At 66.5% G+C, this 15,167-nt stretch carries 12 protein-coding genes; 9 read left to right on the forward strand and 3 right to left on the reverse strand.

The window, feature by feature from the left end; genetic code table 11:
* The first annotated feature begins 18 nt into the window (after positions 1-18).
* From dnaE to QEP15_RS07950, 7 genes are read left to right on the forward strand one after another with little or no spacing between them, the layout of a single operon-like run.
* Positions 19-3,510 (forward strand): DNA polymerase III subunit alpha, encoded by a 3,492-nt coding sequence (dnaE, locus tag QEP15_RS07920; protein WP_280148623.1) that lies wholly within the window; start codon positions 19-21, stop codon positions 3,508-3,510.
* A 2-nt stretch (positions 3,511-3,512) separates the two neighbouring features.
* Positions 3,513-4,628: a glycosyltransferase family 4 protein gene (locus QEP15_RS07925; RefSeq protein ID WP_152385446.1), complete on the forward strand. Its 1,116-nt coding sequence runs from the start codon at positions 3,513-3,515 to the stop codon at positions 4,626-4,628.
* A complete protein-coding gene (locus tag QEP15_RS07930; RefSeq protein WP_152383881.1) occupies positions 4,625-5,473 on the forward strand; it encodes a polysaccharide deacetylase family protein in 849 nt (282 codons plus the stop codon). The genes QEP15_RS07925 and QEP15_RS07930 overlap by 4 nt, the downstream gene beginning before the upstream one ends.
* The gene (locus tag QEP15_RS07935; RefSeq protein ID WP_056320194.1) at positions 5,470-6,222 is read left to right on the forward strand and encodes a glycosyltransferase family 2 protein; all 753 of its coding nucleotides are present in this window, start codon (positions 5,470-5,472) and stop codon (positions 6,220-6,222) included. Before QEP15_RS07930 ends, QEP15_RS07935 begins: the two co-directional genes overlap by 4 nt.
* Entirely contained in the window at positions 6,219-7,334 is a 1,116-nt protein-coding gene (locus QEP15_RS07940) for a glycosyltransferase (protein ID WP_217618532.1), read from the forward strand. The genes QEP15_RS07935 and QEP15_RS07940 overlap by 4 nt, the downstream gene beginning before the upstream one ends.
* Positions 7,335-7,352: 18 nt before the next feature.
* Positions 7,353-8,078 carry a polysaccharide deacetylase family protein gene (locus QEP15_RS07945; protein ID WP_152383883.1) on the forward strand — a complete coding sequence of 242 codons (726 nt, stop codon included), beginning with the start codon at positions 7,353-7,355 and terminating at the stop codon, positions 8,076-8,078.
* Positions 8,053-9,201 (forward strand): glycosyltransferase family 4 protein, encoded by a 1,149-nt coding sequence (locus tag QEP15_RS07950; protein WP_152383884.1) that lies wholly within the window; start codon positions 8,053-8,055, stop codon positions 9,199-9,201. The genes QEP15_RS07945 and QEP15_RS07950 overlap by 26 nt, the downstream gene beginning before the upstream one ends.
* A 25-nt stretch (positions 9,202-9,226) precedes the next feature.
* Here QEP15_RS07950 and QEP15_RS07955 read toward each other — a convergent pair whose 3' ends face one another.
* From QEP15_RS07955 to QEP15_RS07965, 3 genes are read right to left on the reverse strand one after another with little or no spacing between them, the layout of a single operon-like run.
* Positions 9,227-9,508, reverse strand: coding sequence for a YkgJ family cysteine cluster protein (locus tag QEP15_RS07955; protein ID WP_152383885.1), 282 nt, complete (start codon positions 9,506-9,508; stop codon positions 9,227-9,229).
* Complete coding sequence (locus QEP15_RS07960) at positions 9,505-10,269, reverse strand: YdcF family protein (RefSeq protein WP_062838404.1); 765 nt, start codon at positions 10,267-10,269, stop codon at positions 9,505-9,507. The genes QEP15_RS07955 and QEP15_RS07960 overlap by 4 nt, the downstream gene beginning before the upstream one ends.
* Before the next feature lie 16 nt (positions 10,270-10,285).
* Positions 10,286-11,257 (reverse strand): glycosyltransferase family 9 protein, encoded by a 972-nt coding sequence (locus tag QEP15_RS07965; RefSeq protein ID WP_280148624.1) that lies wholly within the window; start codon positions 11,255-11,257, stop codon positions 10,286-10,288.
* 103 nt (positions 11,258-11,360) lie between these two features.
* Between QEP15_RS07965 and msbA the strand changes: the two genes are divergently transcribed.
* Both msbA and QEP15_RS07975 read left to right on the forward strand, forming a co-directional pair.
* Positions 11,361-13,136 (forward strand): lipid A export permease/ATP-binding protein MsbA, encoded by a 1,776-nt coding sequence (gene msbA, locus QEP15_RS07970; protein ID WP_056320209.1) that lies wholly within the window; start codon positions 11,361-11,363, stop codon positions 13,134-13,136.
* 170 nt (positions 13,137-13,306) lie between these two features.
* A complete protein-coding gene (locus QEP15_RS07975) occupies positions 13,307-15,112 on the forward strand; it encodes a monovalent cation:proton antiporter-2 (CPA2) family protein (RefSeq protein WP_152383887.1) in 1,806 nt (601 codons plus the stop codon).
* The last annotated feature ends 55 nt before the right edge of the window (positions 15,113-15,167 follow it).

Here is a 15,167-nt window from a genome sequence, read left to right on the forward strand (position 1 = left end):
GCTGGGTACAATTCCGCCATGTCCGAAGCCGTAACGACCCCGACCCCATTTGTTCACCTGCGCGTCCACTCCGAGTTTTCGGTCGTGGACGGCACGGTGCGTATCCCCGACCTCATCAAGCGTGTGGCCAAGCTGGGCCAGCCCGCCGTCGCCCTGACCGATCTGTCGAACCTGTTCGGACTGATCAAGTTCTACAAGGGCGCGCGCGGCGCGGGGGTCAAGCCCATTGCCGGCTGCGACGTCTGGATCTCCAACGACGAAGACCCCGCCAAGCCATTTCGCCTGCTGTTGCTGGTGCGCAACCACCAGGGCTATCTGAATCTCTGCGAACTGCTGTCCAAGGCCTTCCTGACGAACCAGGGCAAGGGCCGCGCGGAAATCCGCCGCGAATGGCTGCAAGGGCAGGCCGGTCTCATCGCCTTGTCCGGCGGACGGGCCGGCGACGTCGGGCAGGCGCTGGAGGCCGGCAATGCCGTCTCGGCGCTGGCCTTGGCCCGCCAGTGGGCGCTGATGTTCCCCGGCAGCTACTACATCGAATTGCAGCGCGCCGGCATGGACGGCGACGAAGGCTACTGCCAGGCCGCCATGCGGCTGGCCGCCGAAGCCGGCCTGCCGGTGGTCGCCACCCATCCCGTGCAGTTCCTGGATGAATTCGAATTCCAGGCCCATGAGGCCCGTGTCTGCATCGCCGAAGGCGAGATCCTGGCCAACCCGCGCCGCGTGCGCCGGTTCTCCAAAGAGCAGTACCTGCTCAGCTCCGAGGAAATGGCGCGCCGGTTCGCCGACGTGCCGTCGGCGCTGGCCAATACGGTCGAAATCGCCAAGCGCTGCAACCTGAGCCTGGTGCTGGGCAAGCCGCGCCTGCCCAATTTCCCCACGCCGGACGGCGTGACGCTCGACGATTACCTGGTCCAGCTCTCCGAGCAGGGCCTGGAAAAGCGCATGGAGTTCCTGTTTCCGAACCCCGCCGAGCGCGATGCCAAGCGCGAGCAGTATTACGAGCGGCTGCGCTGGGAGTGCAAGACCATCATCCAGATGGGTTTTCCCGGCTACTTCCTGATCGTGCAGGACTTCATCAACTGGGGTAAGAACAACGGCGTGCCGGTTGGACCGGGCCGGGGCTCGGGCGCCGGTTCGCTGGTGGCCTACGCGCTGGGCATCACCGACCTCGATCCCATCCGCTATGACCTGCTGTTCGAGCGCTTCCTGAATCCCGAGCGGGTCTCCATGCCCGACTTCGATATCGACTTCTGCCAGGACAACCGCGAACGGGTTATCGACTACGTCAAGGAAAAATACGGCCGCGCCGCCGTCAGCCAGATCGCGACCTTCGGCACGCTGGGCGCCAAGGCCGTGGTGCGCGACGCGGGCCGCGTGCTGGACATGCCCTACATGTTCTGCGATGGCCTGTCCAAGCTGATCCCGTTCAACCCGATGGATCCCTGGACGCTGGAGCGCACGCTCAAGGACGAGCCCGCCTTCAAGGACCGCTACGAGCAGGAAGAAGAAGTCCGCTCGCTGGTCGATCTGGCCAAGCCGCTCGAAGGCCTGACCCGCAACATCGGCATGCACGCGGGCGGGGTGCTGATTGCGCCCGGCAAGCTCACCGACTTCTGCCCGCTGTACTGCCAGCCGGGGCAGGAGAACAGCGCGGTCTCGCAGTTCGACAAGGACGACGTGGAGGCCGCCGGCCTGGTGAAGTTCGACTTCCTGGGGCTGCGCAACCTGACGATTCTGGACTGGGCCGTGCGCTACGTGCGCCAGTTCAACGCCGAAAAGCGCGACTTCGACGTCATGGCGCTGGCCCTGGACGATCCGGCGGCCTACAAGATCCTGTGCGACGCCAACACCACCGCGGTGTTCCAGCTTGAATCGCGCGGCATGAAAGAGCTGCTCAAGAAGCTGCGGCCCAATACGTTCGAAGACATCATCGCCATGCTGGCCCTGTATCGTCCAGGGCCGCTGGAATCGGGCATGGTGGACGACTTCGTGAACCGCAAGCACGGGCGCGCGGCCGTCGATTATTTCCACCCGGACCTGGAAGCCACCCTGAAGAGCACCTACGGGGTCATCGTCTACCAGGAACAGGTGATGCTGATCTCGCAGATCATCGGGGGCTACTCGCTGGGCGGCGCCGACCTGCTGCGCCGGGCCATGGGCAAGAAAAAGCCCGAGGAAATGGCCAAGCACCGCGAGCTGTTCGAACAGGGCGCCAAGGAAAAGGGCCACGATCCCGACCTGGCGGTCAAGCTTTTCGACCTGATGGAGAAGTTCGCCGGCTACGGCTTCAACAAGTCGCACTCGGCCGCGTACGCGCTGATCTCCTACCAAACCGCCTGGCTGAAGGCCTACCACCCGACCGAGTTCCTGGCCGCCACCATGTCCTCCGACATGGACGACACCGACAAGGTCCAGATCTTCTGCCGCGACGCCCAGGACAACGGCGTCGAGGTGCTGCCGCCCGACGTCAACCACTCGGGCTACCGGTTCGAGCCCGTCGCCGACAAGCACACCGAAAAAGGCAAGCCGCCGCGCACGATGCGTTACGGCCTGGGCGCCGTCAAGGGCACGGGGCAGGGCGCGGTCGAAGACATCCTGCGCGCGCGCAAGGAAGGCGGCCCGTTCCTGAACCTGTTCGACTTCTGCCGCCGCGTCAGCAAGCAGGCCGTCAACCGCCGCACCATCGAAGCGCTGATCAAGGCGGGCGCGTTCGACACCATCGAGCCCAACCGCGCCGCCATGCTGGCTTCGGTGCCCACCGCCATGGAAGCGGCCGAGCAGGCCGCGCGCAGCGCCAACCAGGCCTCGCTTTTTGGCGACGACAGCGGCGACGTGGTCGCTGGCGAACTGGCCAAGGTCGCGCCCTGGGATCTGCACAAGAAGCTGACCGAAGAAAAGTCCGCGCTGGGCTATTACTACAGCGGCCACCTGTTCGATGCGTGGCGCGACGAAGTGCGCCGCATCGTGCCGATGCAGCTTGCGCGTGTGGAGCCCCAGCGCGACCTGCAATGGATGTGCGGCGTGCTGGCCAGCGTGCGCGTCATGATGACCCGCCGCGGCAAGATGGTTTTTGCCGTGCTGGACGACGGCACGGCGCAGGTCGAGATCTCGGTCTTCAACGAACTTTACGAGAAGCACCGCAACCGGCTGCGCGAAGACCAGCTCGTCATCGTGCAGGGCAAGGTCAGCAACGACGACTACTCCGGCGGCATGCGCATCGTCGCCGAACAGCTATATGACCTGCAGCTGGCGCGCGAGGCGCGCGCCAAGTCCCTGCGCGTCAAGCTCAATGGCACTGCCGACGCGGCCCGCCTGCGTCAGATGCTCAATCCCTTCCGCGCCGAACCCGAGAATGGCATTCCGGGGGTGCCGGTCGATATCGTCTACACGAAGAACAATTTCCTGTGCACGGTCCGGCTCGGGGAGGAATGGCGCGTGCGCATGGCCGACACGCTGCTGGCCAACCTGAACGACTGGACCAAGCCTGATGGCGTGGAGGTCACTTACTAATGATGCCCAGCCTGCGTATTGTGCATTCGGAAGCCGCCACCAGTTTCGGCGGGCAGGAAGGACGTATCTTCAAGGAAATGCACGCCATGCGTGCGCGTGGGCATCACCTCGAGGCGATCTGCCAGCCGCGCGCGCAGCTGACGGAACGGCTGCGCGATGCCGGTTTCACGGTGCACGCCGTGGACATGGCCGGGCCGGTGAACTACCTGAAGGGTGTGGCCGCGGTCCGCAAGATCCTGAAGGCCGGGCGCTTTGACGTGCTCAATACCCACAGCCGGCGCGACACGGTCATCGCGGCCCTGGCCGGGCGCATGGCCGGCACGCCGCTCATCGTGCGCACCCGCCACCTGTCCAATCCGGTCGGGTCGATGTGGTCGTACACCGTCCTGCCGCATCGCGTCACGGCCGTCAGCGACCACGTGCGCAAGTACCTCATCACCCGCGGCGTCCCGCCCGAAAAGATCGCGACGGTGTATTCGCCCATCGTGCTGCCCGCGCCGGTCGAGCGCTCCACCCTGCGCGGAGAACTTGGCCTGGCCGACGACGACGTCGTGGTGGGCTGCGTGGCCGTCATGCGCGCCACCAAGGGCCACAAGGACCTGATCGACGCCATCGCGCCGCTGATGGCCACGCGCCCGAAGCTGCACCTGGTGTTCGTCGGCGCCGGATCGCCGGTCTTCGAGCAGACCCAGGCGTATGTGGCCGAGCGCGGACTGCAGGACCGCATCCATCTGATGGGCACGCGGCGCGATGTGCCCAATCTGCTGGCGGGATTCGATCTCTTTGCCTTGGCCACGCAGCAGGAAGCGTCCGGCACGGTGTTTGTCGAAGCGCAGGCCAGCGGCCTGCCCGTCATCGGCACGAACGTGGGCGGCGTGTCCGAAATGTTCCGCGACGGCGTGACGGGCTTTCTGGTCCCGCCCAAGGACCCGGCCGCATTGACCGCCGCGCTGGCGCGCCTGATCGACGAGCCGGCCCTGCGCCGTGCGATGGGCGAGGCCGGCCGCAAGATGGTCTGGGAAGAGGGCGTGTTTTCGCCCGCGCGCCTGGCGGAAACCACGGAAGCCATCTACCTGCGCTGGCTGGCGGAACGCCGCCCGGCGGAGCGCCGCCCATGAATGCGCCCAATGTGCCGGTGCTGATGTACCACCACGTCACGCCGGCCGGCGGCATGATTGCCGCGACGCCGGACGTCTTCGAGGCACAGATCTCGCGCCTGGCGCGCGCCGGCTACCAGTCGCTCACCACGGCCCAGTTTGCCGCTTATCTGGCCGGCGCCTCCGTACCCGAACGCGCCGTGCTGATCACGTTCGACGACGGCTACCTGAACAACTGGGTGCACGCGCATCCCGTCCTCGCCCGTCATGGCATGCGCGCGGTGTTGTTCACCATCACCGGCTGGATCGGCGACGGCCCCGTGCGGCCCCATGCGGGGCAGGGCGGCCCGCTGCCGCCCACGCCCGACCACCACGCCTGCAAGGAACTCGTGGCGTCGGGCCGCGCCGACGAGGCGATGCTGCGCTGGAGCGAGATCGAGGCCATGCAGGCTGCCGGCACCTTCGAATTCCATTCCCACACCCACACGCACACCCGCTGGGACAAGGTCTGCGGCGCGGATACGAACGCCAAGCGCGAGCACATCGCGCAGGATCTAGAGGATTCGCGTGAAACCCTGATCCGCAGGCTGGGCGGCGTGAGCGACCACCTCTGCTGGCCGCAGGGCTATTTCGATGCCGATTACGTGGCCGCCGCCGGGCAGGCCGGTTTCCGGCACTTGTACACTACCGACCCTTTCGGCCAGAACCTCCCCGGCACGGATCCCGCTCATATCTACCGCTTCGCGGTGCGCAATCAGGGCGGGTCCTGGCTGAACCGCCGGATCTGGCTGTCGCGCGACCCCTTCTGGGGCCCGCGCTATCACGCCTGGAAGGCCTGGAAAAAGCGTCTTAGGAATCGCGGATGAAGTTATCAGTCATCATCATCACCAAGAACGAAGCAGCCAACATTGCCGCCTGCCTGAAGTCCGTGTCGTTTGCGGACGAGTTCATCGTTGTGGATTCGGGCAGCACTGACGGCACCGTGGAATTGGCGCGGGCGTTGGGCGCGCGGGTCGAAGTCACCCCTGACTGGCCCGGCTTCGGTCCGCAAAAGAACCGCGCGCTGGATCTGGCGACGGGCGATTGGGTCCTGTCGATCGATGCGGACGAGCGCGTCACGCCCGAGCTGGCGCAGGAAATCCAGGACGTGCTGCGCGCGCCCAAGGCCGACGCCTACGAAATCGCGCGCCTGTCCAACTTCTGCGGCCGCGACATCCGCCATAGCGGCTGGTGGCCCGACTACGTGCTGCGGCTTTTCAAGCGCGGCACGGCGCGCTTCACCGATGCCGCCGTGCACGAACGCGTGGTGCCCGCCAATGGCCGTCCCCTGCAGTTGCGCGGCTATTTCAACCACTATCCGTACGACAACCTGGACGCGCTGATCAACAAGGTCAACCGGTATTCGTCCGACGCGGCCGCCATGATGTACGCCAAGGGCAAGCGCACGTCGGTCTTCGGTGCGCTGGGCCACGGCTTCTGGACCTTCGTGCGCATCTACCTGATCCGCCGCGGCTTCCTGGACGGCCGCCACGGGCTCGTGCTGGCCGTGACGGCGGCGGCGGGCAGCTTCTTCCGTTACTCGAAGCTGATGTTCCTGGCAGAAAACAAAAAGTGAAGATCCTCTACACGAACTTCCACGCGGGCAACGGCGGGGGGCACGTCACCTACATCATCAACCTGGCCAAGGCGCTCGCCCGCGACCACGAGATCACGGTGGCGGTGCCGGAGACCAGCCGGCTGTACCGCTACGCCAAGGCCATCCCCGGCGTGAACGTGGTGGACATGCGCTACACGACGCGCCCCTCGTCCTGGTTCAAGGACCGCGCCAGGCTGCATCGCCTGATTGCCGACGGCCAGTTCGACATCATCCACGCCAACGGCTCGGCCGATCACAAGCAGGTCATGCTGGCCACGCTGGGCATGCGGCGCCGGCCGCGCATCGTGTTCACCAAGCACAACGATCACCCGCTGACCAGCTTCGGGCACAAGCTGCGGGTGGCGCTGGCCACCGATCACGGCATCGCCGTCAGCGACTACATCCGCGGCATGATGGAGCAGTCCCCGTACCGCAAACGCCCCATCACGACCATCCGGCACGGCATCGATACGAATTTCTTCGCCCCGCCGCCGCCCGAAAGCCTGGACAAGCTGCGCGAACTCTTCTTTGGCCCGGACTGGCAAGGCAAGCTGCTGCTGGGCAGCGCGGGCGGCACCGATTACGACAAGGGCTGGCTGGACCTGGTGGCAGCCGCGGCCGCCCTGCCGCCGGCCGACAAGGCACGCATCTTGCTGATGGTGGCGGGCGATCCGCCCTCCGAGGCCAAGCTGGCGCGTGTGCGCGAGCTTGGCATGATCGATCAGGTGAAGTTTCCCGGGCTGCTCGATGACGTGCGCGCGGCGCTGGCGTCCTGCCACGCGGGATTCGTGCTGTCGTACCGCGAGGCGTTGTCCTTTGCCTGCCGCGAGATCATGGCACTGGGACTGCCGGCGCTTGTCAGTGACGCGGGCGGTCTGCCCGAAAACGTCACAGACGGCGTGGATGGCTGGATCGTGCCCGCGCGCGACATCCCGGCCATGACCGCCAAGTTGCGATTCATGCTGGACAACCCGGAGGCGGTGCGTCTGATGGGCCACAAAGCGCGCGAGACCAGTTTGCGCGACTTCAACCTGGAGCGTTTCGCAGCTGCCACGGTGGATGTATACCAACGCACGCTCGCGGGACGCTGAGCCATATAATGTCGAGCTATGTCTATTCCAATCCTTATGTATCACCAGATCGGCGAGCCCAACCCCAAGGGCACGCCGTTTCGCGGACTGACGGTACATCCCGATAGCTTTGCCCGCCAGATGCGCTGGATGCGCCGGCTGGGCTATCGCGGATTGTCCATGCGCGACGTCATGCCTTACGTCCGCGGCGAGCGCCAGGGAAAGGTCTTCGGCATCACGTTCGACGACGGTTTCCGCAATGTGCATCACAACGCGATGCCGGTACTGAGCGAACTGGGATTCACCGCCACCAACTATTTCGTGGCCCGGCAGTTCGACGGCGGCAACGTGTGGGACCTCGAAAAGGGGATCCCGTTTGCGCCGCTGATGACCGTCCAGGAAATGCGGGAATGGGCGCAGGCCGGCAACGAGGTCGGCTCGCACACGCTGGATCACGTCCACCTGCCCGAGCTGCCTGCCGAAGAAGCGCGGCGCCAGATCGTCCAGTCCAAGGACGAGCTCGAACAGGCGCTGGGCGCGCCCGTCACCGCGTTCTGTTATCCGTATGGCGACCATGGCCCCGAGCATCAGGCCATGGCGCGCGAGGCCGGTTACGAGAACGCCACGCTCACCAAGCGCGGCCTGGCGGCGGCGTCCGACGATCCCTTCGGATTGCCGCGCGTTACCGTGGCGCGCTCGACCAACATCGTCCGATTCCTCCAGAAGTGCCTCACCCGGTATGAAGACAGCCGCCGGCGCTCCTGAACGCCGGCTTCGCATCGCGCTGTTGGTTGATCGCTTCGGCAACCGTTTCGGGGGGGCCGAGGCCTATGGCGTCGAGTTGATGCGTGTCCTCGGCAAGCGCCACGACATCTCCGTGGTCGCCCGCGATTTCGACAGCGACCTGCCATTCGAATACCTGCCCGTGCGTTTTCCCGGCTGGCTGCCCAGCTGGACGCGGGTGCTGTATTTCGCCTGGCGCGCCGACCGCCTCACCCGCGGCCGCTTCGACATCGTCCATTCGCACATGAACGGCTGGGCGGGCGAAATCCAGGTCATGCACGTGACGCCGGTCCGCTATAACCGCATCACCCGGGTCACGCCGCTGCAGCGCCTGACGGCCTGGCTCAGCCCGCGGCTGGCTACCTACCTGATGCTGGAAAAGCTGCGTGTGCGCAAGACGCCCCAGCGCCGCGTGGTGGCGGTATCGGGCCTCATCATGGACCAGCTGCACCGCAGCTACGGCGAAGAACTCGCGGTCGACATCATCGCCCCGGGCGTCAAGCTGCCCGCGCCCGACCGTAACGGGGGCCGCCAGGCCACGCGCGCGCGGCTCGGCTGGGACGCGGACACGATCGGCTGTCTGCTGGTGGCGCGCAATCCGCTGCGCAAGGGCCTGCCCGCCTTGCTGGACGCGCTGGCGCTCTTGCCTCCGCGTTACCGGCTGCTGGTGGTCGGCGCCGACGAGCCCACGCGCGAGCGCGTACGCGCCGCCGGAGACGTCGCCCGCCGCGTCACGCTGGTCGACCCCACCCCGGACGTCGCCCAGTATTTCAATGCGGCCGACATCTACACGCACCCGACCCTGAACGACAGCTACGGCATGGCGCCGCTGGAAGCCATGTCGCACGGCCTGCCGGTCATCGTCAGTTCGCCGGTCTATTGCGGCTTTGCGCAATACCTCACGGCGGGAACGGATGCGCTCATCCTGCAGGACCCGCGCGATGGCGCCCAATTGGCACATGCGCTGGAAAGCCTGGGTTCGGATCCGCAGCTGCGCGCGGCGCTGACGTCACGCGGCCTGGAAATCGCCCGCGACCAAAGCTGGGAAACCGTGGCCTCGCGCTACGAGGCCTTGTACGAACAGGTGCTGCTGGAGCGCCATTGAAAAACGGGGCGTCGAGCCCCGTTTTTCAATGGCAGGGCGCTGTTGCCCTTTCCAGGTCGGCCAGCCAGTGGATGGCGTGTTCGCGGTCGGGACCGCACATCTCGTGCTGGGGCTGCAGTCCGCCGCAGAAGTCCGGGCGGGAAGGATCGCCAAAGATCGCGCACCGCATGTCCGGCAGCAACTGAACACAGGGCACGCCCGCGGGCTTGCCCTGCGGCATCCCCGGAATGGGCCGCGTGATCGACGGTGCGATGCAGCAGGCGCCGCATCCCGGGCGGCACGCTGGTGCCGCGCCGGTCAGGCTCATACCCATCCGCGCAACCAGTACACAAAGAGACCCGCGTATTCCTTCACGATCGAACGGCTGGCGTCGAACGTGCGTTCATCGGGCAGCCACAACGACAGCGACCCGTCGGCCGGCTCCACGATCTGCGGCGGCGCGGGGGCGGCAATTACTTCCACGCCCTGCTTGGAAAAGGCCGCCATGGCGCGGGGCATGTGCAAGGCGGACGTGACCAGCAGTACCTTGCCGATGCCGCGCGCCTTGAGCTGGTCTTCGGTGAGCGTGGCGTTTTCATAGGTGGTGCGGCTGGCGTTTTCCAGGATCAGGGCGGACTCCGGAACGCCCTGCTGGCGGATCGCATGCGCCATGCCGCGCGCTTCGCTGACATCGCCTTCCAGCGCGCCGCCCGACAGCAGCACCTTGGGCGCGCGGCCGGCCAGATACAGCTGGGCGGCGGCGTCCACGCGCACGATGGCCGTGTCCTTGTCATAGGGCAGGAACCAATTGGCCCGGCCGTTGGCGGTATTGCCGCCCAGCACCACGATCGCGTCGGCCGTCGGCATCTCGGCGGCGGGCTTGTGCGGATAGCGGTTTTCCAGCGCGCCGCCCGCCCACAGCGACGTCGCCGGCAACGACCAGGCCAGCGCCCAGAGCAAGCCTGCCGCGACGAGCGTGAGGCCCGTCTTGCGAAGCCGGAACAGTCCCAGCACCAGGCCAAGGACCACCAGGGTGATGCACAAATTCAAGGGAATGATCAGATTCGTGAGATAGCTGGAAAAGGTCATTTCGAGACTGTCCTGATTACTGCGTACCATCCAGCAGGCGCTCGGCCTGCTGTGTTGCTTCTTCCTGCGAGGGCCAGGCCTGGTCGCTGCCCAGGCACACCGCGCGCGGCGACCACGGGCCGGTGCGTTGCGGCTGTGTCACGCCAAACAGCGTCAGCTGCCGCGCCGACGCCGCCGCCGCCACGTGCGACACGCCGGAGTCGTTACAAATCACCAGCGCGGCCCGGGCGGTCAGCGCCGCAAAGGCGCCCAATCCCAGCGGGGGCAGCAACCGGGCGGTCGGCGCATTGCGCCGGGCTTCGTCGGTTTCGGCCGGAGGGGGGCACATTACCACGGTATGGCCGCGGGCCTGCAAGGCGCGCGTCAGTGTATCGAATCCCGGCCACACCTTGATCCTGCCCTTGTGCAGGCCCGTGGCGGTGGGCGCAATCAGCACGAAGGGCCGGTCTTGCAGGCCGGCCTGAGCTAGAGCCTCTCCCGCCGCGCGTTCATGCGCCGCCGTCAGCGGCAGGTCCAGCGTCGGACCGGGCTGGGCGGGACCGCAGGGCAGATTCCAGCGGATCAGGGCCTCGCGGGTCAGGTGATGCCAGGATTCGACGGCGTGCATCGGCTGGTCGGGTTTGGCGAACGGCCAGCGCAGCAGAAAGCTGCGGCCGTCGTCGCGGTACCCCGCCGACGGCACGCCGGCCAGCCGGAACACCAGCGCGCTGGACAGGGAATCCGGCAGCAGCAGGCCCCGGGCGCGGCGGCCTTGCGCGCCCAGCCCCCGCCGGTGCGCGCTGACCGCCGCCCGGTCCGGTCCCACCTTGCCGCGCATGGGGACGAAATCCAGTTTGTCCACGCCATCGAGCAGGTCGCGGGCCCAGGGGCGGGCGCAGATGACGAGGGGCAGGCCGCTTGCCGCCAGGGCGCGCAGGCTGGGCAGGCTCATGCAGACATCGCCCACCCAGTTGGGCAGGCGGACATACAGGCAACTGATATCGGACATGGAAGGGCGCACGGGCGCGGATAGGGCTAAGGGGCGGGGACGGCGCGCAGACGCGCAGCCGGTACAATCCTGGGCACAATTGTATGAAAAGCGAGTGATCCCTTTGAATTCTGCCGCACGGAATGCGCCAGCGGGCTCCCAGCCCGTCAAATCCGAACTCTGGACCCGGATCTACAGCCGGGTCGGTTCCTACTGGAAGGGCTTGCTGGCGGCCGTCCTCCTGATGGCAGGCGCCGCAGCCACGCAGCCCGTGCTGGCGGTCATCATGAAGCCCCTCCTGGACGGCGGCTTCTCCGGCGCCAAGCCGTATTACGTGTGGGCACTGCCGCTGGCGGTCGTGGGCCTGATCCTGGTGCGCGGCATCTGCAACTTCTTCAGCGACTACCTGCTGGCCTGGGTGGCCAACAACGTGCTGCTGGGCATGCGGCGCGACATGTTCGAGCGCCTCCTTGGCCTGCCGGACGCCGACTTCAAGCGCGGCGACACCGGGCGCCTCCTGAACCGCTTCACCATCGACGCCGGCAACGTCACCGGCTACGCCACCGACGTCATCACCGTGCTGGTGCGCGAAACCCTGGTGGTCATCGCGCTGATCTGCGTGCTGCTCTACATGTCGTGGGTGCTGACGCTGATCATCCTGGTCATGCTGCCGGTCTCGGTCCTGATCTCGCGCTTTTTCATCAAGCGCCTGCGCCGCATCAACCGCGAAACCGTCAACATGAACGCCGAGCTGACCCGCGTGGTCGGCGAAGGCATCGACGGCCAGCGCGTCATCAAGCTGTTCGACGGCTACGAGGTCGAACGCGGCCGCTTCGATTTCGTCAGCCGGCGCCTGCGCCGCTTTGCCATGCGCACGGCCACGGCCGATGCGGCGCTGACGCCCTTGACCCAGGTCTGCATCTCGATTTCCGTGGGCGCGGTCATCGCCGTGGCGCTCAGCCAGGCCAACAGCGGCTCGCTCACCGTGGGCAGCTTCGCGTCGTTCATGGCCGCGCTGGCCCAGATCTTCGACCCCATCAAGCGCCTGACCAACGTGGCCGCCCGCCTGCAAAAGATGCTGGTCTCGGCCGAAAGCGTGTTCACCCTGATCGACCAGATCCCGGAAAACGACACCGGCACCAAGGAATTGCCCGAGCCCGTGCGCGGCAAGGTCGAGTTCCGCAGCGTGTCGCATCGCTTCCCCGACGCCGACCGCGACACGGTCAATGACATTTCCTTCGTGGTCGAACCCGGTCAGACCGTCGCCCTCGTGGGCCGCTCGGGCAGCGGCAAGACCACGCTGGTCAACATGCTGCCCCGCTTCGTGCTGGCCGACAGCGGCCAGATCCTCGTGGACGACGTGCCCATCGATGAACTCACGCTGCGCAGCCTGCGCTCGCACCTGTCGCTGGTCAGCCAGGACGTCGTGCTGTTCGACGACACGATCGCCGCCAACGTCGGCTACGGCGCATTGGGCAAGTCCAGCGAGCAAAAGGTGCGCGATGCGCTGGCCGCCGCCAACCTGCTCGACTTCGTCGAAGGCCTGCCGCAAGGCATCAACACGCCCGTGGGCGAGAACGCCGCCCGCCTGTCCGGCGGCCAGCGCCAACGTCTGGCCATCGCGCGCGCGCTCATCAAGAACGCGCCCATCCTGATCCTGGACGAAGCGACTTCGGCGCTAGATAACGAATCCGAACGCCAGGTGCAGGCCTCGCTGGAACGCCTGATGAAGGGGCGCACCACGCTGGTCATCGCGCACCGCCTGTCCACCGTCCAGAACGCCGACCGCATCATCGTCCTGGACGCCGGCAAGATCGTCGAACAGGGTCCGCACGCGGAACTGCTGGCGGCCGACGGCCTGTACGCATCCCTCTACAAGATGCAGTTCCGGGAAGACTGAGCCAAACCGTACACGTCTTTCCCCAGCAGCCGCCCCTCGGGGCGGCTTTTCATTGCCGAAGTTCCTGTTTGCCAATCCCGCGGTTTGCCGGAAAATGGCCCCAGCCTGCGCATAGCGGGCTGGGCGGCGTCCCAGGCGCTTCGGCCCGCCATGCCAACCAGGAGCGCTCCATGGCCCTGCCTTCCGAAGGCAATCAAGTCCTCAACGTCGTCGTTCTGCTTGGCGCAGCGGTGATTGCCGTCCCCTTGTTCAAGCGTCTCGGACTGGGTTCGGTCCTGGGCTATCTGGCGGCCGGCCTGGCGATAGGCCCGTTCGGCATCGGGTTTTTCACCGATCCCAAATCCATCCTGCACGTCGCGGAACTGGGCGTGGTGATGTTTCTTTTCATCATCGGGCTGGAGATGCAGCCGTCGCGCCTCTGGAAGCTGCGCGGCGAAATCTTCGGGCTGGGCGTCGCGCAGGTGCTGGTTTGCGGTGCGCTGCTTACCGGCGTCGGGTTGCTGGCCGGCCTGTCAGGCGCCGCGGCCTTCATGGCGGCGATGGGTTTCGTGCTTTCATCCACGGCCATCGTGATGCAGATCCTGGCCGAGCGCGACGAGACCACCAGCGCGCAGGGCCAACGCATCGTCTCCATCCTTCTTCTCGAAGACCTGGCGATCGTCCCGCTGCTGGCGCTGGCCGCCTTGCTGGCTCCCGCAAGCAGCGGCAGCGAAGCCAATCCGTGGTGGCAGGCCGCCATTGCGCTCGGCTGCATTCTGGCGCTGCTGGCCGCGGGCCGGTGGCTGCTCAATCCACTGTTCCGTCTTCTGGCCGCGGCGCATGCCCGCGAAGTGATGACCGCGGCTGCATTGCTCGTCGTGCTGGGCGCCGCGTTGCTGATGGAACTGGGCGGCCTGTCCATGGCCATGGGCGCGTTCCTGGCTGGTGTCCTGCTGTCCGAATCCACATTCCGCCATCAGCTCGAAGCCGATATCGAGCCCTTTCGCGGCATCCTGCTCGGCCTGTTCTTCCTGGGCGTGGGCATGTCGCTGGACCTCCTGGCCGTGGCGCGGGAATGGCCGCTCATCCTGGCGGGCGTCGTCGCTTTCATGGCAGTCAAATCCGTGGGCGTCTACATCGTGGCGCGCCTGCTGCGCGCCACCCATGCCGAAGCCATCACCCGTTGCGCGTTGCTGGCGCAAGGCGGCGAGTTTGCCTTCGTGCTGTACAGCGCAGCCGCCGACAAAGGCATCTTCGACGCGCATACGGGCGCGGTGCTGACCGCGGTCGTCATCATTTCCATGGCGCTCACCCCGCTATGCGTCCTGGCCTTGCGCTGGCTCCTGCCCAAACCCAAGCCGTCCATGGATGGCGTGGACGTGGCTCGCGACCTGGACGGCTGCGCGCTGATCGTGGGTTTTGGCCGTTTCGGCCAGATCGTGACGCAGGCAATGCTGGCACGCGGGGTAAAGGTCTCGATCCTGGACACCGACACCGACGCGATCCGCGCCGCGGCAAAGTGGGGCGTGAAGGTGTATTACGGGGACGGTACGCGCGCCGACATGCTGCGTTCGGCCGGCGCCGAAAACGCCTGCGCCATCCTGGTGTGCATCGACGACCCGCGCGCCGCCACCCACATGGTGCATCTCATCAAGTCCGAATTCCCGCTGGTGCGCGTCGTGGTGCGGGCCTATGACCGCATCCATTCGCTGGCGCTGGCCCGCGAAGGGGTGGATTTCCAGGTCCGCGAAACCCTGGAATCGGCGCTGGTCTTCGGCGAAGCGGCGTTGCGCGCCATCGGCGTGCCGCCCGACGAGGCCGAGGAGGTCATTCAGGACGTACGGCAACGCGACACCGAACGCTTCGAACTCGAGGTGGCAGGCGGGCTGTTCGCCGGCCGGTCACTGCTTTACGGAAATATGACGGGCCAACCGGATGGCATCAATGACCGGCCGGACCGCGAAACCGGCGACGCGGCGCCCAGTCCATCCGCCTGACGGCTATTTTTCGGCGTGCATTTCCGGATCTTTGCATTACTTTACGCATCATTTC

Origin of the sequence: Achromobacter mucicolens, assembly GCF_029866465.1 — a bacterium.
Lineage (GTDB): Bacteria > Pseudomonadota > Gammaproteobacteria > Burkholderiales > Burkholderiaceae_B > Achromobacter > Achromobacter mucicolens.